General features: G+C 32.0%; 21 protein-coding genes. 13 read left to right on the plus strand and 8 right to left on the minus strand.

Annotated elements, in window-relative coordinates; translation table 11 throughout:
- Positions 1–3: 3 nt before the first annotated feature.
- The 3 genes from G5V56_RS07630 to nadC all read right to left on the minus strand — a co-directional run bounded on the left by G5V56_RS07630 (position 4) and on the right by nadC (position 2,331).
- Positions 4–429, minus strand: coding sequence for a DUF2147 domain-containing protein (locus G5V56_RS07630; RefSeq protein ID WP_166963508.1), 426 nt, complete (start codon positions 427–429; stop codon positions 4–6).
- On the minus strand, positions 422–1,378 hold the full coding sequence (locus tag G5V56_RS07635; RefSeq protein WP_166963511.1) for a YihY/virulence factor BrkB family protein: 957 nt from the start codon (positions 1,376–1,378) through the stop codon (positions 422–424). Before G5V56_RS07635 ends, G5V56_RS07630 begins: the two co-directional genes overlap by 8 nt.
- Before the next feature lie 92 nt (positions 1,379–1,470).
- On the minus strand, positions 1,471–2,331 hold the full coding sequence (gene nadC, locus G5V56_RS07640) for a carboxylating nicotinate-nucleotide diphosphorylase (RefSeq protein ID WP_166963514.1): 861 nt from the start codon (positions 2,329–2,331) through the stop codon (positions 1,471–1,473).
- Between the two features lie 126 nt (positions 2,332–2,457).
- Here nadC and rlmH point away from each other — a divergent pair, with 126 nt between their 5' ends.
- Positions 2,458–2,931: a 23S rRNA (pseudouridine(1915)-N(3))-methyltransferase RlmH gene (gene rlmH, locus G5V56_RS07645; RefSeq protein ID WP_166963515.1), complete on the plus strand. Its 474-nt coding sequence runs from the start codon at positions 2,458–2,460 to the stop codon at positions 2,929–2,931.
- Between the two features lie 3 nt (positions 2,932–2,934).
- Here rlmH and G5V56_RS07650 read toward each other — a convergent pair whose 3' ends face one another.
- The 4 genes from G5V56_RS07650 to G5V56_RS07665 form a co-directional block, all read right to left on the minus strand.
- The gene (locus G5V56_RS07650; RefSeq protein WP_166963516.1) at positions 2,935–3,234 is read right to left on the minus strand and encodes an HPF/RaiA family ribosome-associated protein; all 300 of its coding nucleotides are present in this window, start codon (positions 3,232–3,234) and stop codon (positions 2,935–2,937) included.
- Between the two features lie 87 nt (positions 3,235–3,321).
- The gene (locus G5V56_RS07655; RefSeq protein WP_166963517.1) at positions 3,322–3,882 is read right to left on the minus strand and encodes a GDSL-type esterase/lipase family protein; all 561 of its coding nucleotides are present in this window, start codon (positions 3,880–3,882) and stop codon (positions 3,322–3,324) included.
- A complete protein-coding gene (locus G5V56_RS07660; protein ID WP_166963518.1) occupies positions 3,883–5,523 on the minus strand; it encodes an AMP-binding protein in 1,641 nt (546 codons plus the stop codon). It lies immediately after the preceding gene.
- Between the two features lie 85 nt (positions 5,524–5,608).
- Positions 5,609–7,825, minus strand: coding sequence for a M1 family metallopeptidase (locus G5V56_RS07665; protein WP_166963519.1), 2,217 nt, complete (start codon positions 7,823–7,825; stop codon positions 5,609–5,611).
- Between the two features lie 129 nt (positions 7,826–7,954).
- Between G5V56_RS07665 and G5V56_RS07670 the strand changes: the two genes are divergently transcribed.
- The 12 genes from G5V56_RS07670 (at position 7,955) to G5V56_RS07725 (ending at position 23,138) form a co-directional block, all read left to right on the plus strand.
- Entirely contained in the window at positions 7,955–8,527 is a 573-nt protein-coding gene (locus tag G5V56_RS07670) for a non-canonical purine NTP diphosphatase (protein ID WP_166963520.1), read from the plus strand.
- 71 nt (positions 8,528–8,598) lie between these two features.
- Positions 8,599–10,818 (plus strand): RelA/SpoT family protein, encoded by a 2,220-nt coding sequence (locus tag G5V56_RS07675; RefSeq protein WP_166963522.1) that lies wholly within the window; start codon positions 8,599–8,601, stop codon positions 10,816–10,818.
- 24 nt (positions 10,819–10,842) lie between these two features.
- Entirely contained in the window at positions 10,843–11,295 is a 453-nt protein-coding gene (locus G5V56_RS07680) for a Fur family transcriptional regulator (protein ID WP_166963524.1), read from the plus strand.
- 12 nt (positions 11,296–11,307) lie between these two features.
- Entirely contained in the window at positions 11,308–12,582 is a 1,275-nt protein-coding gene (locus G5V56_RS07685; protein WP_166963526.1) for an adenylosuccinate synthase, read from the plus strand.
- A 120-nt stretch (positions 12,583–12,702) separates the two neighbouring features.
- Positions 12,703–14,481 (plus strand): OstA-like protein, encoded by a 1,779-nt coding sequence (locus G5V56_RS07690; RefSeq protein WP_317166416.1) that lies wholly within the window; start codon positions 12,703–12,705, stop codon positions 14,479–14,481.
- 5 nt (positions 14,482–14,486) lie between these two features.
- Positions 14,487–15,671: an aspartate aminotransferase family protein gene (locus G5V56_RS07695; protein ID WP_166963528.1), complete on the plus strand. Its 1,185-nt coding sequence runs from the start codon at positions 14,487–14,489 to the stop codon at positions 15,669–15,671.
- Positions 15,672–15,826: 155 nt separating this feature from the next.
- Positions 15,827–17,215 (plus strand): tetratricopeptide repeat protein, encoded by a 1,389-nt coding sequence (locus G5V56_RS07700; protein WP_166963530.1) that lies wholly within the window; start codon positions 15,827–15,829, stop codon positions 17,213–17,215.
- 57 nt (positions 17,216–17,272) lie between these two features.
- On the plus strand, positions 17,273–18,193 hold the full coding sequence (locus G5V56_RS07705; protein ID WP_166963532.1) for a DUF368 domain-containing protein: 921 nt from the start codon (positions 17,273–17,275) through the stop codon (positions 18,191–18,193).
- Positions 18,193–19,212, plus strand: coding sequence for a DUF368 domain-containing protein (locus G5V56_RS07710; protein ID WP_166963534.1), 1,020 nt, complete (start codon positions 18,193–18,195; stop codon positions 19,210–19,212). Before G5V56_RS07705 ends, G5V56_RS07710 begins: the two co-directional genes overlap by 1 nt.
- A complete protein-coding gene (locus G5V56_RS07715; protein ID WP_166963536.1) occupies positions 19,205–19,945 on the plus strand; it encodes a shikimate dehydrogenase family protein in 741 nt (246 codons plus the stop codon). The genes G5V56_RS07710 and G5V56_RS07715 overlap by 8 nt, the downstream gene beginning before the upstream one ends.
- A gap of 105 nt (positions 19,946–20,050) precedes the next feature.
- Positions 20,051–22,246, plus strand: a complete 2,196-nt coding sequence (locus G5V56_RS07720) for a DUF349 domain-containing protein (RefSeq protein WP_166963538.1) — start codon at positions 20,051–20,053, stop codon at positions 22,244–22,246.
- Between the two features lie 88 nt (positions 22,247–22,334).
- Positions 22,335–23,138, plus strand: a complete 804-nt coding sequence (locus G5V56_RS07725) for a Cof-type HAD-IIB family hydrolase (RefSeq protein ID WP_166963540.1) — start codon at positions 22,335–22,337, stop codon at positions 23,136–23,138.
- 46 nt (positions 23,139–23,184) lie between these two features.
- On the opposite strand, the gene mazG is transcribed toward G5V56_RS07725, so the two are convergent.
- Positions 23,185–23,958 carry a nucleoside triphosphate pyrophosphohydrolase gene (gene mazG / locus G5V56_RS07730; protein ID WP_166963542.1) on the minus strand — a complete coding sequence of 258 codons (774 nt, stop codon included), beginning with the start codon at positions 23,956–23,958 and terminating at the stop codon, positions 23,185–23,187.
- Between the last annotated feature and the right edge of the window lie 12 nt (positions 23,959–23,970).

The following is a 23,970-nucleotide window of genomic DNA, read 5'->3' on the forward strand; positions in this document are numbered from 1 at the left end:
TGTTTATTCGTTTTCTCTTTTCCAATATTGTGTAGAGTAAAAAAAGGCAATATATCCTCTAACCTGCAAAGTATTTTTATCATGGAGTTTTAAGCGACAACGATACGTTTTACCATCTTGTGGGTCTGTAATAGTACCTCCAATATAAGAGTCATCCTCTTTTTCCATATTCTTGATAATGTTCAATCCCAGAATAGGCTTGTTATGGTCTTGCCCTTTACAAAATTTACAAACTAAATTGCGCTTTTCAGGATTGAAAATTTCAATAATCTTACCAAATACTTTTCCGTTATTCTCATATATTTTTACAATCGATTTTTCCTCTCCAGTCTTATCATCTACCGTTCGCCATTTACCCAAAATACTTTGAGAAACAGCTGAAACAGTCATCATGACCAACAGTAAAAAACATAACAATTGTCTATTCATTATTTCTTATATTTTTCTTTCTCAAAAGTCTTATTGTGGCATTCAATTCAAATCCCAGCAATAAAATATTAGAATTCAACCAGAGGTAAAACAATAATATTAGTAGCGCCCCAATTGATCCATATAGTTTATTGTATTGTCCGAAATTTTCAATATAAATTCCAAATAAATAAGACGTTAGAATAATTAAAATGGTTGTAAACAAAGCACCTATGGAAAAGAACTTAGAATTTCGACCTTCTTTAGTTCCGAAATAGTATAAAGTAGACGTAGACAAATATACCATAATGACGAAAAACAAGTATTTAGCTATATCAAACCAAAAAACACTTTGTGATTGTACCTCGTAGCCCCTTTTTTCAAGTGTATCCAATACTTTTTGTACTGCGAAAATTTGAAAATATCCTAAGACAACAATCGTAAAAATTAAAAGAAAAGCCAAAATTAAAGCAACCCCTAAAGCATATAAATACTGTCTGAATACATTACGCGATAATTGTTCGTGATACGAATTTTCAAAACCCGAAAAAACCGCATTAACACCATTTCCCATTAAAACAATTGATAATAAAAAAACACTTGAAACCAAACCGCCTCTTTGGGACTGATCTACATTCTCAAAAATATTTTGAAAGAAAAAATCGGAGGTATTTGGTGGTAAAAATGAATTTAAAAATTGTAAAAATGATATTTTAAAATCGTCAATAGGTACATATGGAATTACAATTAAAACAAATAACAAGAACGGAAATAACGCCATAAAAAAACTAAAGGCAATCGAACTAGCTCGAGTGGTTAAAGCACCTTTAACTATTCCAATAAAATAAAGTTCTAATAAATCGTAAAATGAAAGCCCCTCAAGACCAGGAAGTTTTATTGTTTTTAGAAGTTTTACTAGAATATTGACAACAGGAATTTTATCAAGCTTATCTTCAATGGGTTTTGTCATTAATTATTGTATCTGTTATTTTAGGTAAAGTTATTAAATTAAAAATTTATTTACTTCCTATTTTAACAAATTCAAAAACTAACTTTCTGTTACTACTTTATGGCTTTTAAACTCAAATCCATATTATGAACAGAGTGTGTTAATGCTCCTGAAGAAATATAGTTAACACCACATTCTGCATAATGTCTAATTGTCGCCTCATTTATGTTACCTGAAGATTCTGTAAAACATTTATTTCCTATTAACTTTACTGCTTTTTTAGTGTCTTCGTAATCAAAGTTATCTAGTAGAATTCTATAAACGCCATCACTTTTTAAAATCTCATTTACTTCACTTAAATCTCTGGCTTCAACCATTATATATAAGTCTCTCTCTGTATCCTTTAAATATTGTTTTGTCATTTCTATGGCCTTTGTAATGCCCCCTGCAAAATCAATATGATTATCTTTGAGCATAATCATATCATATAAAGCGAACCGATGGTTTTCACCACCTCCAATTTTTACACCCCATTTTTCTAAAGCACGAATACCTGGTGTTGTTTTGCGGGTATCTAATATTCTGGTTTTGGTACCCTTCAATAAATCGACAAACATTTTTGTTTTAGTAGCAATAGCACTCATACGCTGCATAGCATTTAACACAGTTCGCTCTGCTTTTAAAATTGACTGAGGAGCTCCTTCCACATACATCACAATATCACCAAAGGAAACTTCTGAGCCATCTTCAATAAGAATATCTACCCTTAAAGTTTTATCAACATAAGCAAACACTTTTTTAGCAAATGCAACACCTGCTATAATACCTTTGTCTTTAACCAAAAGTTTTGCTTTTCCTCTTGCTCCATCAGGAATACATGCTAGTGAACTATGATCTCCATCTCCAACATCTTCACGAATAGCATTAGAAATTATAATCTCTATTTCTTTATCAAATTGTTCTTTAGTTATCATTAGTTAGAATAATTTAACGCTAAAATAATAAATTGATTTGCTTTATTTGATTTTAGAATTATGAATTTTATAAAAATTCTATATTTAAATACATAATTGATGATTTTCAAATTGTAATTTTGTGATATGACAATAAAGCTTCTTGCCATTGGTAAAACAGACAGTAAATCGCTTCTAAATCTTATTGAAGACTACCAAAAGCGCCTAAACTTTTATATTAAGTTTAATTTGGAGATTATTCCTGACATAAAAAAAGCCAAGAACCTTAGCGAAGCACAACAAAAGCAAAAAGAAGGTGAGCTTATTTTAAATGCATTAAACCCTACCGATATTCTTGTTTTATTGGATGAAAATGGCAAACAACTAGATTCTGTTGCGTTTTCTAAATACTTACAAAAACATATGAATTCAGGTATCAAACAACTGGTATTTGTTATTGGTGGCCCCTATGGATTCTCTGAAGATGTTTACAATAAGGCACAAGAGAAAATATCATTATCAAAAATGACATTTTCTCATCAAATGGTGCGATTATTTATGATAGAACAGCTTTATAGAGGTTTTACAATTTTAAGGAATGAGCCTTATCATCATAGATAATTATCAGTGTGCTTTTAAAATCTCTTTCCGTTTTTTTAATTGTACATCTAGATCTTTAATTGTGTTTTTAACAGCCAATTCATAATTCTTTTCATTTGAAGCTGCAAAAATTCGAGGACCAGGTAAACTCAATTCCATTTTACAAACTTTGCCTTTTCCGGTAGGATCATTTTCATGTTCAAAATTAACTTCGGCTTTAATAATCCATTCATATTTCTCGCCAAGTTTTGATAATTTTTTAGTAACATATGCATTCATAGCTTCGCTTGTTGCCATATGCAAGTATTGAATATTTATAGTCATAATATTGTATGTTTTAAAATTAATAGCTGTTTAAAAATAACACTCTTTTTTTTATTTTCAACTGACAATTATCATAGCAAATAAAAGTTAATTTAAAAGTTGATTATTGAAAAAATGGCTACACATTTTCATTATTTCGTAATGTCCTTTATCATTATAATGAATACCATCATTCATAAAACAATCTTTATCTAAATTTTTAGAAAAATCGATATAATAATTCTCCTTATTTTTACAATGATTAATTAAAACTTGTTGAAAACTCCTTATACATTCTGAATAATCTTCACCAATAAAATTAACTTCATTAAGATTAAATGAAGGGGTTGGGATACCAATAATAGGGATACTATTAGCATATATAGCTTGCTTTGTCATGGCATAGATATTTGAAACAATGAATTCATCCTTCAAACCAAACCACAGGTCGTTGGTGCCGCCAAAAATGAGCGTATGCGTTGGTTTAAAATCATTTAACGCGTTCAATAACCTTGCCAGCATCCCCGACGTGGTATCTCCATTAATACCATAGTTAAACACCTCAATACCTAACTCTTTTTCAAGTAAATTGGTCCATCGTTTTGATGACTCCGTTTCATATCCGTAGGTTAAACTATCACCTATACAAAGTAGTTTTATGGCACTCATTTATTCAAAAATTACCTTGTCATTATTTTCAAACCATTGTTTATAAAAGGGTTGATGAATTTTCTCTATACTATTGCGTTTAACCTTAAATGTTGGCGTAGTTAAACCATTGTCAACACTCCAATCTTCTTTCATAATAATCACTTTTTCAATTTTTTCGTGTTTTTCAATATTTTTATTCACCTGATTAACGGTTGCAATTAAACTTGCACTTAACTCTTTTGTTGACTTTGATTTTCCTAATTCAGATAAGGTGATTAATGCAATGGGCTGAGGAATACCGGTCCCTACAATACATATTTGTTCAATATCTGTATTTTTTGACATATCCAATTCCAAAGGAGCTGGAGAAATATATTTTCCTTTATCTGTTTTAAACTGATCTTTTACTCTTCCGGTAATCGTTAAAAAACCATCATGATCGTATTCTCCAATATCACCAGTTTTAAAATAGCCCTGTTCATCAAAAACAGACGCTGTAATTTTTGATTCTTTAAAATAACCTTTAAACATACAAGCGTTTTTAATACAAATTTCGCCTTCTGCTGATAGTTTAGTTTTAATGTTTTTCAAAGGTTTACCAACAGTTCCAACCTTGTTTGTTTCAGGCATATTCCAATGAGATACACAACAGTCTTCTGTCATACCATATACTTGCAAAATCTCAATCCCAATGGATTTAAACCAACGCATTAAGCTAGGTGCTAAAGGAGCCGCCCCTGACAAAACAAATTTCGTTTTTTTTAAACCTAATTTCTGCTGTAATTTCTTTTTTATTACTGAATTAAGGATTGGTGTTCTTAGTAATATGGTTAATTTTTTCTGCGGAATTTTTTCTAAAATTTTTTCTTGAAATTTTGTCCAGATTCGTGGAACAGCAAAAAAGCCAGAAGGTTGCGTTTTTTCTAAATCTTCAGCAAACGTTTCAAGAGATTCTGGAAAACTTACTTGAGCTCCTGAAATAAAACACACGGTTTCTAGCACGCGCTCTGCTACATGCGCTATGGGCAAATAGGAAAAAAAACGTGCCTGATTGGGTGTTTGATATGAATTTATTAAGTAATACGAACTTATCATAAAGTTTTCTACCGTATGCATAACACCTTTGGGGGTTCCAGTAGTTCCTGACGTATAAATAATAGTATGCAAATCATCAGGCTTTTGATTATATACCGTTTCAAGTTTTTGACCCACTTCAACAATGTCCTCCCAAATCTGTCCTTCTTTAACATTGTAAAGACTTGTAGAAATTTTAGGAATCTCAGGAATACCTGATTTTTGTAATTCAAAATTATCAAGTTTACCTATAATAATGGCTTTCGATTCACTATGTTCTAAAATTTGATGAATTGAATGGGCATTTAAAGTTGGATATATGGGAATAGAAACATGACCAGCCATCATGATAGCCAAATCAGACATATGCCAATGCGCACAATTTTTTGAAAGTAATGCAATATGACTGCGTTCTGAAAAATTATGGGATTTTAATACATAAGCTATCTTTCTAGCCTGAATACCTACCTCAGAAAATGAATAACTAATGATTTTCCCATCAATAGGCTGATTTAAAAAAATAGCATTAGGCGTTGTTGTCTCCCAATGTAAAAAAGCTTCTAAAGGTGAATTAAATTTTAACATCGATTTTTGGTTGGTTAAAAAACTAAATATAAGTAAAGTTGAAACCAAATAAAAACAATATTAAAAAACCAGTTATTACCAGATGTTAATTCTTTTCTTTAAACTTATCGAAATCTGATTTTTCCTCTACTTTTGGGAAACTGTTGTTTGTCATATCAGTATCTGCAAATTCAAAATTAGGGTCTAAATTGACTTTAACCACTTCTTTATCTTTAACAAACGTCCTCTTTATTTCTGATTCATTTAATCGCCAAACTTGAGCTGGTAATTTGTCTATTTCAGTTGTTCCATCCTTAAAAACCCATTCTACAGTGACTGGCATTACAAGTCCGCCTACATTTTTTATAGTCACTTCATAAATATTTTTTCCAGATAGTTGTTTACGCAATTCTGGCTCATTGAGTCTTGATAAAAATCCGCCATAACTTTCATCTGGTGTTGAAGCCACGGTTATAACCTCTGGACCACTTGAAAAATCTTTAGCTTTTTCACCTGCGTTTTCACCTTCAATCTTCATTTTCACATTCTTACTTTGATCTTCAATATTGAGTTTTTCTTCATACACTTTAAACCATTTTACATTTGACAACTCCATATCCACATTATCGGTAGTAAAAAACCAACCTCTAAAAAACCAATCTAAATCTACAGCAGTCGCATCTTCAAGAGTTCTAAACAAATCGCCTGGATTTGGGTGCTTATATTTCCATCTGTTACAATATTCTTTAAAAGCTTGGTCAAAAAGTTCTTTTCCAACAATAGAATGTCGCAACATTTGAAGGCCAACAGTTGGTTTCTGATAAAAATTACTTCCAAATTGACTAAATAACTCATCATCTGAAGTCGTCATAATAGGCCTCATTATACTTTTATCTCCAGACATATAAGGTACAACACTTTTGGGTGTGGTGCTGTTAAAATCTGGATAGCGTTCTGCTAAAGTTCTCTGATGAATAAACGTATTTAAACCTTCATCCATCCACATCCATTTACGCTCATCGGAACTTATAATCATGGGGAACCAATTATGTCCCACTTCATGCACTATTGTACTAATCATGCCTTGTTTGGCTCTATCACTCATCGTTCCGTTTTTTGGTCGACCTCCGTTAAAACTAATCATAGGAAACTCCATCCCAATATTCGATGTATTTACCGAAATTGCTACTGGGTAAGGGTATTCAAACGTGGATTCTGAATACACTTCTAATGCATTAACAACAGCTTTTGTAGACTCTTCTCTCCAAACAGGTAAGCCTTCTTTAGGATAAAAAGACATAGCCATAGTTGTATGATCTGAAAATTTTACAGCTTGCGCATCCCACATAAACTTTCTGGATGATGCAAATGAGAAATCCCTAACATTGGTGGCTTTAAATTTCCAAGTTTTTAATTTTTTTGATTTTGTTTTCTCATTAGATACTGCTTCTTCTTTGGTAACAATTAAGACAGGTTTGTCAAACGATGTCCTAGCTTCTTGCAATCTTTCTTGTTGGTTTTTTGTAAGTACTTCTGAGGGATTTTGTAATTGGCCTGTAGAGGCTATCAAATGATCTGCAGGTACTGTAATATCCACTTCATAATTTCCGAATTCCAAGGCAAACTCACCTAATCTTTGAAACTGTTGATTTTGCCAACCTTCAGTATCATTGTAAACAGCCATTCTGGGGAACCAATGTGCTATTAAATACACCGTATTATCATCCTCTGGAAAATACTCATAACCTTCTCTCGACAACATAAACATACTTCTATCGGTAATTGGATACGACCACCCTATAGAAAAACTCATAGACTCCCCTGCTTTTAACGGTTGGTCTAGAAGTACTTTCATCATGGTATTATTAACCAAAGATTTTATTGAACTACCATTAACATCTTTAATATATTTGATGGTATAACCAGCAGGAAAATCGATAGCTCTGGTAAGAAATTGCATTTGGCGTGTACTTATACCATCCTTAATATCGTTTAAAGATCCAAAATCTTCACTTCCTTTTTTATTGATATTCTGTTCTAACTGAATCCATAAATAGCTCAAATCATCAGGAGAATTATTGTAATAAGTTATCGTTTCTTCTCCCGAAATGGTGTTTGTAGGTTCATCTAAACGCACTTTTATTTTATAATCGGCACGTTGTTGCCAATAATCTTTTCCTGGGGCACCACTAGCAGACCTATACGTATTTGGTTGATCGACCATATTATCAATAGGTTCAAACTTTCCTTGCCAAGGCTTAGTTTGTGATTGAAGATTTAATGCAAAAATAGAAGTAAAGCAAACTATGAGAATCGATTTCATTTAAGGTGGAATTAAATTAAATTGCTAAAGATAATAAGATATCTATTTTAGGTTAATTTTTTCAAGTTAAAATTCAGAGTTAAATTTTAAATCCTAATTTTGTTAAAAAAGATTCAAAACCAAATCTGTATGCAACTCGTTTTCGCTACCAATAACCTTAACAAATTAAAAGAAGTAAAAACTCTGATTCCAGACCATATAAAATTGCTTAGCCTTGAAGATATTGGATGTTTTGAAGATATTCCAGAAACACAAAACACTATTGAAGGTAATGCTATTCAAAAAGCAACCTACATCAAGGAGACTTATGGTTATGACTGTTTTGCTGATGATACAGGATTAGAAGTTAATGCTTTAAATGGAGCACCTGGTGTTTATTCGGCACGATTTGCTGGAGAGCAACGAAATAGTGAAGACAACACCAATAAATTGCTTAATTTACTTGAAGGAAACACCGACAGAACTGCTCAATTTAAAACCGTTATCGCCTTAACTATTAATAACGAAACACATACATTTACAGGGATTTGCGAAGGTAAAATTACCAAAACTAAGTCTGGACGCAAAGGTTTTGGCTATGATCCTGTTTTTAAACCAAATGGCTATAAACAAACATTTGCTGAGATGGATTTAAAATTGAAAAACACCATAAGTCATCGTGGTAAAGCTATATCTTTATTAGTTAAATATTTCAATTTATAACCTATTCATTTTCTAAAGGAAAAAACAATAAAGTTATTGCTTGTTAATTTTCTTTATAGTACTTTTAATTTATGACAGACGTAGAAATAGAAGAAGAAAATGCAGCCATTACAAGAGCTTATAAAGAGCTTTTAAAAGTTAGCTATACAACACTTTCTGATGACGACAAGAAACTGATTAGAAGCGCATTTGATGTAGCGCTTGATGGTCATAAAAACCAACGTAGACGTTCTGGCGAAGCTTATATATTTCATCCGCTCGCAGTGGCAAGAATTGTAGCTAAAGAAATAGGCTTAGATGCCACCTCTATTGCTGCAGCCTTGTTGCATGATGTGGTTGAAGATTGTGATGACTATTCTATTGTAGATATAGAGCGGCTTTTTGGAAATACAGTAGCTAAAATTGTTGATGGTTTAACCAAAATTTCATCATTAAGCAAAGACCAAGACATGGATGTGTCTTTACAGGCAGAGAATTTTCGTAAAATGCTGCTTACGCTAAATGATGATGTACGAGTTATTATTATAAAAATTGCGGATAGGCTGCATAACATGCAAACAATGGATGCCATGCGTCCTGATAAGCAAGTTAAAATCGCATCTGAAACGCTTTATATATATGCTCCTCTAGCCCATAGAATTGGTCTGTACAACATCAAGACCGAACTTGAAGATTTAGGATTAAAATATACGGAACCTGAAGTTTACAACGATATTCTTTATAAAATCAAAGAAAGTAAAGAAGAACAAGATTTTTACATTAAAGAATTTAGTCAGGTTATACAAACTTCTTTAGATAAAGAAAATCTTCATTACACCATTAAAGGAAGACCAAAATCCATTTTTTCTATTAGAAGAAAAATGCTAAAACAAGGGGTGTCTTTTGATGAAGTCTATGACAAATTTGCTATTAGAATCATTTACAAAAGTGATTTTGCAAATGAAAAGTTTTTAGCTTGGAAAATCTATTCTATAGTTACCGATCACTTTAGACCGAACCCTGTTAGATTAAGAGATTGGATTTCATCGCCTAAATCCACAGGATACGAAGCACTTCATATTACAGTCATGGGCCCTAAAGGCAGATGGGTTGAAGTTCAAATACGTAGCGAACGTATGAATGAAATTGCTGAAAAAGGATATGCTGCTCACTATAAATACAAACAAGACACCGAAAAGGAAGACAACTTAGAAAGCTGGATTAACAAATTACAAGAAGCGCTTGAAAACCCTGATACGAATGCTGTTGATTTTGTTGAACAATTTAAACTCAACCTCTATTCAAAAGAAATTTTTGTTTTTACCCCTAAAGGAGAATTAAAATCATTACCAAAAGGCGCTACAGCATTAGACTTCGCTTTCAATATCCATTCAGAAGTAGGTCTAAAAACACGAGGCGCTAAAGTAAATGGTAAACTCGTGCCTTTAAGTCATGAACTTCAAAGCGGTGATCAAGTAGATATTTTAACTTCAGAAAGTGCAAAGCCTAATGCCAACTGGTTGGACTATGCGACAACAGCCAGAGCCAGAAGTAAAATAAAATCTGCCCTTAAAGAAGATAAAAAACGTATTGGTGAAGAAGGAAAAGAAATTTTAAGAAGAAAACTAAAGCAACTTAAAATTACTTTAAACGAATCTAGCGTCAATGAACTTGTGAGTTTTTTCAAGCTAAAAACTAGTCTGGATTTATTTTACAGAGTTGGTATTGGTACTATTGATAATACCATGCTAAAAGACTTTGCTTCAAAAAGAAGTAATGCCTTGATGAGTTTCATTAAAAATAAAATCACCAGAAAGGCTAATATTAAAAAAGAAGATTTAGAGAAAGAAGAAGTAACAGCCAACTATGATTCTCTTGTTTTCGGTAAAGAAGAAGAAAAATTAGATTATAAATTAGCTAATTGCTGTAACCCTATTCCGGGTGATGAAGTATTTGGGTTCCTAACGGTAACCGAAGGCATTAAAGTGCATAAAAAAAACTGTCCAAATGCGGTTAGTTTACAATCCAATTATGCCTATAGAATCATGTCTGCTAAATGGATTGATTCATCTCAACAAGAATTTTTGGTTCAAATTAATATTACAGGAATTGACCATTTAGGCTTAGTCAATGATATCACAAAAGAGATTTCTTCTAACATGCATGTTAACATGAAAAGTCTAAGTTTTGAAAGTGACGATGGCTTGTTTAAAGGAAAAATTAGTGTTATTGTTAAAAATAATACACTTGTTAAGAAATTGTTAGAAAAACTTAAAAAAATTAATGGAATAGATAAAGTGACTAGAGCTTAAAAAGTGTAAATTTGCAGTAAGCATATGAATGTTAAAGTAGACACAAAGAATCAGGACATTGTTAAGAATGTTTTTACTAACTTCTTAGAAAACAACGGACACCGTAAAACGCCTGAACGCTATGCTATACTCCAAGAAATTTATAATAAGACTGAGCATTTTGATATAGAATCGCTATATCTAAGCATGAAAAACAAAAAGTATCGTGTGTCTCGTGCTACGTTGTATAATACCATTGAATTACTTTTAGAATGTGGTTTGGTAAGAAAACATCAGTTTGGTCAAAACCAAGCACATTATGAAAAGTCTTATTTTGATAGACAGCATGATCATGTAATTCTAACGGATACAGGAGAGGTTATCGAGTTTTGCGATCCAAGAATACAATCTATAAAAAAAACAATCGAAGAAGTTTTTGATATTGAAATAAACAATCATTCACTCTACTTTTACGGAAACAGAAAATCAAACAAATAATTATTTTTTACAATGGCAGTAGATTTACTACTAGGTTTACAATGGGGAGACGAAGGCAAAGGAAAAATTGTTGACGTATTAACATCCAAATACAATATTATTGCACGTTTTCAAGGAGGTCCAAATGCAGGTCACACCCTTGTTTTTAACGGACGAAAACATGTATTACACACCATTCCTTCAGGAATTTTTCATGATGATGCAACCAATCTAGTTGGTAATGGCGTTGTTATAGATCCTGTTATCTTTAAAAAGGAATTAGATAAGCTTGAAGAGCAAGATGTAGATTACAGAAAATCATTATTGGTTTCCCGTAAAGCACATATTATTCTACCAACGCATCGTCTGCTGGATGCCGCTAGTGAAGCCTCTAAAGGAAAAGCGAAAATCGGTTCTACGCTTAAAGGGATTGGACCAACCTATATGGATAAAACAGGTAGAAATGGTATTCGTGTGGGTGACTTAGAATTAAGCGATTGGAAAGAACGTTACAGAGCTTTAGCTGATAAGCACGAGTCTATGATTGATTTCTATGATGTGGATATAGAATATGACTTAGCGGAACTTGAAAAAGAATTTTTTGAAGCTGTAGATGTTTTAAAGTCTATCAAATTTATAGATTCAGAAGAATATATGTATCAAGCTCAAAAATCTGGAAAGACTATTTTAGCCGAAGGTGCCCAAGGTTCGTTATTAGATATTGATTTCGGTACCTATCCATACGTAACCTCAAGCAACACAACTGCTGCAGGCGCTTGTACCGGTTTAGGTGTGTCTCCAAGTCAAATTGGTGATGTGTTCGGAATTTTTAAAGCCTATACAACCCGTGTGGGTTCAGGACCATTCCCTACCGAATTGTTTGATGAAGACGGCGCTACCATGAGTCGTGTTGGAAACGAATTTGGAGCAACAACAGGTAGACCAAGACGCTGTGGCTGGTTAGATTTAGTAGCCTTAAGATATGCTTGCCAAGTAAACGGTGTTACACAATTGATGATGATGAAAGGCGATGTGTTGTCTGGTTTTAAAACCTTAAAAGTTTGTACTGCTTACAATTATAAAGGAGATATTATTAAACATTTCCCATATAATATTGACCCAGAAAATGTAGAACCAATTTTTACAGAATTTAAAGGTTGGAATGAGGATTTAACAGCGATGTCTGAAGTTAATCAACTTCCAAAGGAATTAAATGCTTACATAGAATTTTTAGAAAAAGAATTGGAAATCCCTATCACTATAGTTTCTGTAGGGCCTGATAGAAAACAGACTATTTTTAGAAGTTAATAAACATTTCTATTTTTAAGATTATATTTTACGAAACGCTCCCAACTATTTTGGAGCGTTTTTTGTTTCAAAATACTTAAACATCAATTTTATCGTTATTTTTGCGCAAACATTTCTATTTTGAAAATATTAAAATCAACATACTTTTTATGTATTCTCTTTGCTTTTTCAGCATTCCATATGAAAGCGCAGGAGGACAAAAAAATAGATATTGAATACTCTGGTTTTTTAAATTTTGATGAAGCCAAGTTTCCTGGTGCTAAAATTTTAACACGTGACGATTCACAACAAATCCATATTGTGCATGAAAGTATTAATATGTGGTGCGATAAAGCCTATTACTATGGCAAAGAAAATTTTATAGAAGCCTATGGTCATGTAAAAATGATTCAAGGTGATACGATCAATATGACCTCAAAATACGCTGAATATAGCGGTAAAACACAATTGGCGTTTGCTAGTGGCGATGTGGTTTTAACAGACCCAAGTTCCACCATAAAAACGGATACTTTATATTTTGACCGCCTAAAACAACAAGCCTTTTATAGAGATGGAGGTACAGTTGTAAAAGATACGTCTGGAACCATTACCAGTAAGATTGGTCGGTATTATATGAACCAAAAAAAATATCAGTTTGTAACCGATGTGGTTTTGGTAAACCCTGATGCAACCATTAAATCAAATTATTTTGATTTCTATTCCGAAACAGGTCAAGCCTACCTATATGGCCCTTCAACCATAACAACAGAGGAAAGCACAACTTATTGCGAAAAAGGATTTTATGATACCAAAACAAAAATTGGATATGCCTTAAAAAATTCCAAAATAAATTATGATAACCGAATTATTGAAGGGGATAGTTTATATTTTGACAACAATACAAGTTTTGCTTCGGCAACCAATAATATAAAAGTAACTGACACCATAAACCACAGCATTGTAAAAGGGCATTATGCCGAAGTCTTTAAAGCTAAGGATTCAGTATTTATAACCAAACATGCTTTGGCCATAACCGTTCAGGAAAATGATTCTATATATATGCATGCTGATACATTGATGGTAACAGGTAAACCCGAAAACCGAATTACTAGAGCCTTCAGAAATGTGCGCCTTTACAAATCTGATATGAGCGGAAAAGCAGATTCTGTTCATGTTGATCATGCTAAAGGATTAACGCAACTCATCAATATATCAAAACTTTCAAATACCGACGCATTTGCAACAAAACGGAAGCCTATACTATGGAATCTAGAAAACCAAATGACTGGTGATACCATTCATCTTATTTCAGATCCAGACACAGAAAAACTGGATTCACTTATCGTATTTAAAAATGCATTTTTAATAAGTAAAGATACACTTGATGCGGGCTACAATCAAATTACTGGGCAAAGATTAGTTGGAAAATTCAATGATAGCAGCCAATTAAGAACTGTTGATATTATCAAAAACGCAGAGTCCATATACTACATCAGAAATGATAATAACGAATTAGTAGGTATTGATAAATCAAAATCTGGAAAGATTAAAATATTTTTAGAAGACAATACTATTGAAGAAGTTAGAAAATTAAACCAGATTGATGGTAAAATATATCCAGAAGCTGATTTTTCAGAAAAAGAAAAAATATTTAAAGGATTTGACTGGCGAGAAGAGGAACGTCCAAGAAGTATAGAAGATTTATTTAAAGATGATCCTCCACTTGTTTTACCCAAAATCAAAGGATTGGATGACTATATACCACAAGAAGACTTTTTTGATGAATCCATGTTAGAACGCATAGAAAAAGCAGATGAAGAAGCTAAAACGGACAAAGATGAAGAACCAAAAGCTTCAAGAAATCTACCACAACGTGTAAAATATAGAGATAAATCTCCAAAGCCTAAAGTGGTAAAATAACACCTATGAAAACCGACTTTTTTAAATATCAAGCGCAAACATCAACGCATCCATTAGCTATGGAAATTTCTCATGCTAGCGGTTCCTATATTTACGATGCAAGCAACAAACCTTATTTAGATTTTGTTGCAGGCGTATCTGCTTGTACATTGGGGCATAATCACCCTAAAGTTATTAATGCCATCAAAACACAATTAGATAGTTATTTGCATGTAATGGTTTATGGTGAATATATACAAAAACCAGCTGTTGAACTCACTAAACTATTAGCAAAACACCTGCCCTATCCTTTAGAAAAGACCTACTTAACAAACTCTGGAACTGAAGCCATTGAAGGAGCTTTAAAATTAGCTAAACGTGCCACAGGACGTAGTGAAATCATTGCTGCACATCATGCGTATCATGGAAACACCATGGGATCTATGAGTGTTATGGGCTTTGAAAAACGCAAACAAGCTTTTAGGCCATTATTACCCGATGTTAAATTTATAAGGTTTAACAATCATGCTGAAATTAGTCAGATTACATCAAAAACTGCTTGTGTCATTTTAGAAACTATACAGGGAGGCGCAGGATTTATTGAACCCCAAGATGGCTATTTAGGAAATGTTAGAAAACAATGTGATGCAGTTGGTGCATTATTGATTTTAGACGAAATACAACCTGGTGTTGGAAGAACAGGAAAACTGTTTGGGTTTGAAAACTATAACTGCATTCCAGATATTCTGGTTACTGGTAAAGGTCTTGGTGGCGGAATGCCCATCGGGGCGTTTACGGCATCTAGTAAATTAATGGACTTATTGCAAGACCATCCTAAATTAGGACATATTACAACTTTTGGAGGGCATCCCGTTATTGCTGCTTCTGCGCTTGCTACGTTAACAGAAGTTGTTGAAAGTGATTTAATCCCACAAACTTTAGAAAAAGAAAAACTCTTTAGAAAGCTATTAGTCCATCCTTTAATAACAGAAATAAGAGGTAAAGGACTCATGCTTGCTCTTATGTTAACCTCTGATGAAATTGTAAATAAGGTTATTCTGCAATGTCAGGAACAGGGTTTAATTCTTTTTTGGCTACTATTTGAAAAAAAAGCTGTGAGAATTACGCCTCCATTAACGATTTCTGAAGAAGAAATAGTTAAAGGTTGCTCTATAATTGTCTCTATATTAAATGAAATTCATAAAAACTAGTCTACAACAACCTTTTGAATATCAATTACAAACACCTTGTTTTGTTAATATATGCTTTAAATGTTCATTACTTTGTTAAAAACATTTGCTGTATTTTCCTTAAAAAAACAATTAGAACCTTAAATTTATTCTCGTAGAAACATACAAATGTGCTTATGGAGTATAGCTCTAACGACAATAATAGTTTGCCTCTTACAAAATTTGAATCAATGTTAAAAACTAACAATGTGTTGTTTTTTGATTCAGAAGAGTTTGAAAACATTATCCACCATTACCTCAATCAAGGGAAAATGTCTTTAGCAAAAAAAGCTATCAAATTAGGGTTAGATCAACATCCTACATCAACCAACTTAAAACTGTTTAAAGTTGAAGTTTATGTGTTTGAAAATAAGCTTATTCAGGCAGACGCTCTTCTTAATGAGTTATATCTTCTTGAACCAATGAATGAAGAAATATATATTCAAAAAGCTAATATTTTATCAAAAAAAGACGAACATTTACAAGCTATTGATGTTCTAAAAAAGGCTTTAGAATTAACCGATGATGTTATCGATTTATACTCATTAATTGGCATGGAGTATTTGTTTTTAGATCAGTTTGAAGAGGCTAAAACCTACTTCATGAAATGTTTAGAAGAAGATTTTGAAGACTATGCAGCACTATATAACATCATTTATTGTTTCGACTTTCTAGGTCAAAATAAAGAAGCTATTGAGTATCTTAATGTATTTTTAGATGACAACCCGTATTGCGAAGTAGCATGGCATCAACTAGGAAAGCAATACTTTTCATTAAAAGATTACAAAAAGGCATTGACCGCGTTTGATTTTGCCATTATATCTGATGATACCTTTGTAGGTGCTTATCTTGAAAAGGGTAAAGTACTTGAAAAATTAAAACGTTATGAAGAAGCTATTGAGTTTTACAGCATCACATTAAAATTAGAAGATCCCACATCATTTGCTTTATTGCGCATTGGAAATTGCTATGAAAAATTAAAAAATGATGAGTTAGCAGTTCAGTATTACTACAAAACGGTTCATGAAGATCCTTTGTTAGATAAAGGATGGATAGCAATTACTAGGTTTTATAACAAAAGAAAAAATTATCAAAAAGCATTATATTACATCAATAAAGCAATCAATATTGATAGTGAAAATGTGATTTATTGGAAATTATATTCACAAATCAATCTCAGGTTAAATTTATTTGAAGAAGCAGAACACGGGTTTAAAAAAACCTTAGAATTAGGAAACTACGAATTATCAACATGGATTTCTCGTGGCGATTTATTAATCAAACTTGGCGAACCTGAAGCTGCTATCTATAATTTTAAAGAAGCCGTTGAGTTTTATCCTGAAAATGCTGAATTAGAATATAGATTAGCTGGATTATACTTTTTATTAAACGAAACCGACAAAGGAACATTTCATTTAAAAAATGCGTTAAACTTCAATGCAGAGTATTCGTTTATATTAGATGAACTATTTCCAGAAATTTGCCACAAAATTCAAGTTAAAAACTTACTAAAAACAAAACCTTAAAGATATCCTCTATAAAAAATTTGTATACCTTTGGATTTCATTGTTAAAAACCAACGTATGCAACGACGTTTTATAGATTATTTGGTTATTTCTTTAAAAGGAATAGCAATGGGAGCTGCCGATGCGGTTCCTGGTGTTTCGGGTGGCACGATTGCTTTTATATCTGGAATTTATGAAGAGTTAATTTCTACAATTAGTAATGTAAATATCTCTCTTTTTAAAACACTTTTTCAAAAAGGTTTTAAAGCTTTCTGGAATCAGCTTAATGGTAATTTCCTTTTGGCATTACTATCTGGTATTATTATCAGTTTTGTTTCTTTTATGAGACTTGCTAAATACTTATTAGAAAATGAACCCGTTTTAATCTGGTCTTTTTTCTTCGGACTTATCATAGCCAGTATTTATTTTGTTGGAAAACAAATTACCAAATGGAATATAGCAGCGTATGTGGGTTTAATTTTAGGGGCTGTTATAGCATTTTATATATCAAACTTACCCTCGTTAGCGAACAATGAAAATTCCTTATTCTTATTTTTTGCTGGGGCTTTAGCTATCTGTGCTATGATTTTACCAGGTATTTCTGGATCTTTTATTTTGGTTATTTTGGGCGCCTACAAAACGCTAAGTGATGCGCTTCATGATTTTGATATCAAGCGGATTGCTATTTTTGCTTGTGGTGCAGTTATAGGATTATTAAGCTTTAGTCATTTGTTAAAATGGCTTTTTAAACACTATCACAACTTTACCTTAGCTATCCTAACAGGTTTTATATTTGGGTCTTTAAACAAAGTATGGCCATGGAAAGAGACCTTAACTTGGCGTATCAATTCAAAAGGGGTTAAAACGCCTTTACTTGAGAAAAGTATCTCCCCTTTTTCGTATCAAGGAGATAGTCAACTTTTAATAGCTATCCTATTAATGATTGTTGGCTTTTTAACAATATTTATTTTAGAAAAAGTAGGTTCAAAACGTAACTAATGCAAAGCACTAGAACACTTAAAGATAAAATTTTTCTAATCCTTAAAGGATTAGGAATGGGAGCTGCAAACAAAGTTCCTGGTGTTTCTGGTGGTGTTGTGGCTTTTGTTGCTGGTTTTTATGAAGAGTTTATCTATTCCCTACAAAAAATAAATGGAAAAGCTTTTAAGCTTCTCATAAATGGACGGTTCAAAAGTTTTTATCAGTATATAAATGGGCGCTTTTTAGCGTTGCTTTTCTTCGGAATGATTGTAAGCTATTTTAGTGTTTCAAAAATTCTTGATTATTTAATTAAAAACTATGAACTCTATGTTTGGAGTGTGTTTTTTGGAATGATTATAGGCTCTATATATTATATCAACAAAGATTTTAAAGACTGGAATTACAGAACCTATCTTTCTCTTTTTATTGGAATTATTTTAGGGGTTGGTATTAGTTTTTTAAATCCTGCCAAAGAAAATGATAATTTATGGTTTGTATTTTTCTGCGGTATTATTAGCGTTTGCGGCATGACGCTTCCTGGGTTTTCCGGGTCATTCATACTTATTTTGTTAGGAAATTATGTACTGCTTTTGGTAGAATCGGTCAATGCCTTATACGACACGTTTTTTGATGTACTAGAGGGTGACTTTAGTTTTACCCATAATTTTGAACGCATACGCATGCTTAAAGTGCTCGTTGTGTTTACCCTTGGCTCTTTAACTGGACTCATAACATTTTCTAATGTTTTAAGCTATATTTTAAAACACTATAAAAGCATTACAATATCTGCTATTATTGGTTTTATTATTGGCTCTTTAGGAGTTGTATGGCCTTGGAAAGAAACTATTTATAAATTAAGCGAAAGTGGTGAATTTTTGTTTGATTCAAGAGGTGAAAAAGTGGTAGAAAATTACAATCGGTATATTCCTCAATTAAATACAGAAACCTATTATGCTATTGCCTTTATTTTTTTAGGTATAGCTATTGTATTGGCTCTTGAGATTTACGGACAAAAAACTAGAAAATCAAATGAATAAACTCGGTTTATTAGGAAAAAACATATCTTATTCATTCTCAAAATCTTACTTTAAAGACAAGTTTGAAAACGAACAGATTGATAATGTGTCTTATGAAAATTTTGATATTGAAACGATAGAGTTATTTCCATCATTAATTAAAAATACAAAGAATTTAAAAGGGCTTAATGTAACCATTCCATACAAGGAATCGGTCATTCCATTTCTAGATGAGCTTGACGATAAGGCTAAAGAAATCGGAGCCGTTAACACTATTAGAATTACAAAAAAAAGTAAGTTAATTGGTTATAATACTGATTATTACGGTTTTAAAAAATCACTAACTCCTTTTCTGAAAAATCATCATAAACAGGCTCTAATTCTGGGTACTGGAGGCGCTAGTAAAGCTATCGCATACAGTTTAAAACAACTCAATATTAAGTATTGTTTTGTTTCAAGAACTGCTAAAAAAGGTGTTGAATTTACCTATAATACCTTAACCAAAGATGTTATTAACCAATATCAAATAATTATCAATTGTACACCTCTTGGAACATCTCCCAATGTAGATTTGTACCCAAATATTCCGTATGATGCGATTACGAGCAATCATATTTTATATGATTTAATTTACAATCCAGCTGAAACCAAATTTTTAAAACAAGGCAAACAACAACATGCTACAACTATAAACGGGCTAAATATGCTCAAGTTTCAAGCGGAAAAAGCCTGGTCTATTTGGAAAATAGATTAAAATCTACCTTTTAGTAATTAAAAGTCAATCTCCTTTTTGTAAATACTGGAGTTGTTACTATATTTAAACAATTAAGAAATTTAACGAACCTAAACATTTAAAAAAATGTCAGAGCTAGATAACCTGCATGAAGCAGAAGGAAAAGAAGATAAAAAATCATCAATAAAAAAGACTACTAAAGAGGACGTTTCTAATGAAACAGCGTCTAAAGAACGTAAAACGGTCGATGTTGCCAAAAATGAAACTACTGAAGATGTTGATAAGACAGAAGCAATTGTTGATGAAACTGTAATTAACGAGTCCAAAGAAACATCAGAAGACGTTGCAACAGAATCAAAAAAAGATGAAGATGATAATGACGAAGTTAACAATGAAATTGATGGTTCTACTTCTAATGCAGAAGAGGCTGATAAAACAGAAAACAATGTAGATGAAACTGTAATTGAACAGTCTAAAGAAACTTCAGAAGCCACTGCAACAGTATCGAAAAAAGAGGACGATGATAATGACGAAGTTATCAATGAAATTGATGATTCTAATGCTGAAGATGCTGAAGATGAAGGTCATAAAGACAGGCACACTATAGAAGTTAAAGATTATGACACCATGTCTTTAGACGCACTTACCATTGAGTTGGAAAAATTAGTAAAAAACGAAAAGGTTCAAGCTATAAAGAGTCATGTAGAGCAAATAAATAGTGAATTTAAATCCAAATTTCAGTCCTTATTAGACGAGAAAAAAGAAGAGTTTTTATCTGATGGCGGTAATGAAATTGACTTTTATTATTCAAGTCCTGTACAAAAGAAGTTTAAAACAGTTTATAAAGAGTATAGAACCAAACTGCATGAGCATTATAAAAGCTTAGAACAAAACCTCAAACAAAATTTAGCCGACAAACTAGAGATTATTGAAGAATTAAAAGGCTTAATTAATGTTGAAGAAAACATCAACACAACTTATAAGCATTTTAAAGAATTACAAGAGCGTTGGAGAAACACAGGCCCTATACCAAGAGATAAATACAATAATGCCTGGAATAGTTATCATCACCATGTTGAAATGTTTTATGATTTCTTGCATCTTAATAGAGATTTAAGAGACTTAGATTTTAAACATAATCTAGACCAAAAATTAAAAATTATTGAACGTGCTGAAGAGTTAGCGAAAGATGACAATGTACTGAGAGCCTTCAGGGAACTGCAAGAACTTCATAAAATGTGGAAAGAAGAACTAGGTCCCGTCGACAGAGAACATCGTGAAGAAATTTGGAATCGATTTAAAGCGTCTACCAAAATAATCAATGAAAAACGTCAGTTATATTTTAGTGAAATAGATAAGATTTATGAAAAAAATCTAGAACATAAGCTAGAAATTATTTCAAAAATAGAAGAAATTGGTCAAGAAGAAACCAGTTCTCATAATTCTTGGCAAAAGAAAATTAAAGAAGTTGAAGCTTTAAGAGACGCCTTTTTTAACGCAGGAAAAGTGCCCGCTAAGGTTAATGAAGAAACATGGTCTAAATTTAAAGATGCTGTAAGAACGTTTAACAAGAAAAAGAATGCCTTTTATAAAGGTTTAAAAAAGGAACAATATAAAAATCTTCAGAAGAAACTGGAACTCATTCAAATTGCTGAAGACAATAAAGACAATGAAGACATTCCAACCACTATAGCTTTGATGAAAAAAATTCAAAGTGATTGGAAAAAAATTGGTCATGTTCCTAGAAAAGATAGTGACAAAATTTGGAAGCAATTTAAATCTGCTTGCAATCACTTTTTTGACAAATTACATGCTTCAAAAAATGCTGCCACTAAAATTGAAATTGAAGCTTTTCAGCAAAAAAACACCCTTTTAGATTCTATAAAAGATTTAAAACTTACAGGAGATAAAGACAATGATTTATCAATTATTAAAAAACTAATTTCAGATTGGAAAACGATTGGAAGAGTTCCAAATGATAAAAGATATATTGAAGGGAAGTTTAACAAGGCCTTAGATGAGTTGTTTTCTGAATTGAAAATGGATAGAAATGAAGTAGAGCTTATAAAATTTGAAAACAAATTAGAAGTTCTTAGCAATGAAGATGATAATCAAAATCTTGATCATGAACGCTCTTTTATCCGTAAAAAAATTGACGAAATAAAAGCTCAAATCAATCAACTTGAAAACAATTTACAATTTTTCACCAATGTTGATGATGACAATCCTTTAGTTAAAGAAGTCCACAATAATATTAAGAATCATAAAGATTCATTAAAACTTTGGAAAACTAAACTTAGCAAAATTAAAGAGCTTTATTAATCATAAATTTATACTTGCTTGTTTTTATAGAGAATTCAAGCAAGTTTAATTTTTTTGAATACTTACTCAAGACTTATTTACTTTTTCAATGAACTATCAATTAATTTGTAGCGATATAGATGGTACGTTACTAAATAAAAATAGAGAGCTATCAGAAGCAACGATTAAAGAAGTTCAAAGACTTTCACATATTCCTTTCGTTTTAATCTCGTCAAGAATGCCAAAAGCTATGAGGCATTTACAAGACATACTTGGTAACACAACAACCCCAATTATAGCCTATAATGGCGGGTTAATTTTAAACAATGATACCATCATAGAAAGTACCATGATTAATTATACTGTTTTAGAATCTATCATAGAAAAATGCATCAATACATCCATTCATTTAAGCTTATATCACGCTGATGAATGGTATGTTCCGTCATTAGATTATTGGGCTGAAAGAGAAATAAATAACACGAAAGTTCACCCCAAGGTCAAATCAAATTCAGATGTTTTAGAAACATGGAAAACAGAAGGTAAAGGGGCTCATAAAATCATGTGTATGGGGGATGAACATGAGATTGATTTTTTATATAAAACACTTGAAAAAGAACATGATAATGATATTATTTTATACCGTTCTAAAGCAACTTATATTGAGATATCACATCGCGCTATTTCTAAAAAAACGGCCATAGAAACGTTGATAAATCACTCCTATCCCCATATCGCATTAAACGATGTTATCGCTTTTGGGGATAATTATAATGATATTGAAATGCTAAAATCTGTTGGTTTAGGAATTGCAGTTGCTAATGCCAACGAAGAGGTGTTGAAAATTGCAAAAAGAGTTACAGAAACAAATAAAAATGATGGCGTAGCACTAGCTTTAAAAAACCTTTTTTAGATAAACAGATAGCCACGTCGCCACTCCTCGCTATGATCTAAAAGACTTAAATATGTTTAGCTTCTTCCCAAAACACATCCATTTCTGCTAAGGTCATATCTTTTAATGGTTTGTTTATTTCTTTAGCTTTTTCTTCAAGATATTGAAATCGTTTCGTGAATTTTTTATTAGTACGCTCTAACGCATTTTCTGGATTTATTTTTAAAAACCGTGCATAATTGACCATTGAAAACAAGACATCTCCAAACTCACTCTCCATAGCGTCTTTATCGCCCTTTTTAATTTCTTCTTTAAACTCAGAAAGCTCCTCTTCTACTTTTTCCCATACTTGTTCTGGTTGTTCCCAATCGAAACCAACACCCGCTACTTTTTCTTGAATTCTATTCGCTTTAACTAGTGCTGGCAGACTATTAGGAACTCCTTCTAAAACACTTTTTTTACCTTCTTTTAGTTTTAAATTCTCCCAGTTACGTTTAACGTCGTCTTCATTTTCAACCGTAACATCTCCGTAAATATGTGGATGTCTGTGGATTAGTTTTTCACAAATACCATTACAAACATCTGCTATATCAAAATCATTAGTCTCACTTCCTATTTTTGAATAGAAAACAATATGCAATAAAACATCTCCTAATTCCTTTTTAACTTCTTCTAAATCCTTATCTAAAATGGCATCCCCAAGTTCGTACGTTTCCTCAATAGTAAGATGTCTTAAGGTTTCCATGGTTTGTTTTCTATCCCATGGACATTGCTCTCGTAACTCATCCATAATGGTTAACAAACGATCAAATGCTTTAAGTTGAGTGTCTCTAGAATTCATTAGCAGTGTTTT

Origin of the sequence: Yeosuana marina (assembly GCF_011762485.1) — a bacterium.
Lineage (GTDB): Bacteria > Bacteroidota > Bacteroidia > Flavobacteriales > Flavobacteriaceae > Yeosuana > Yeosuana marina.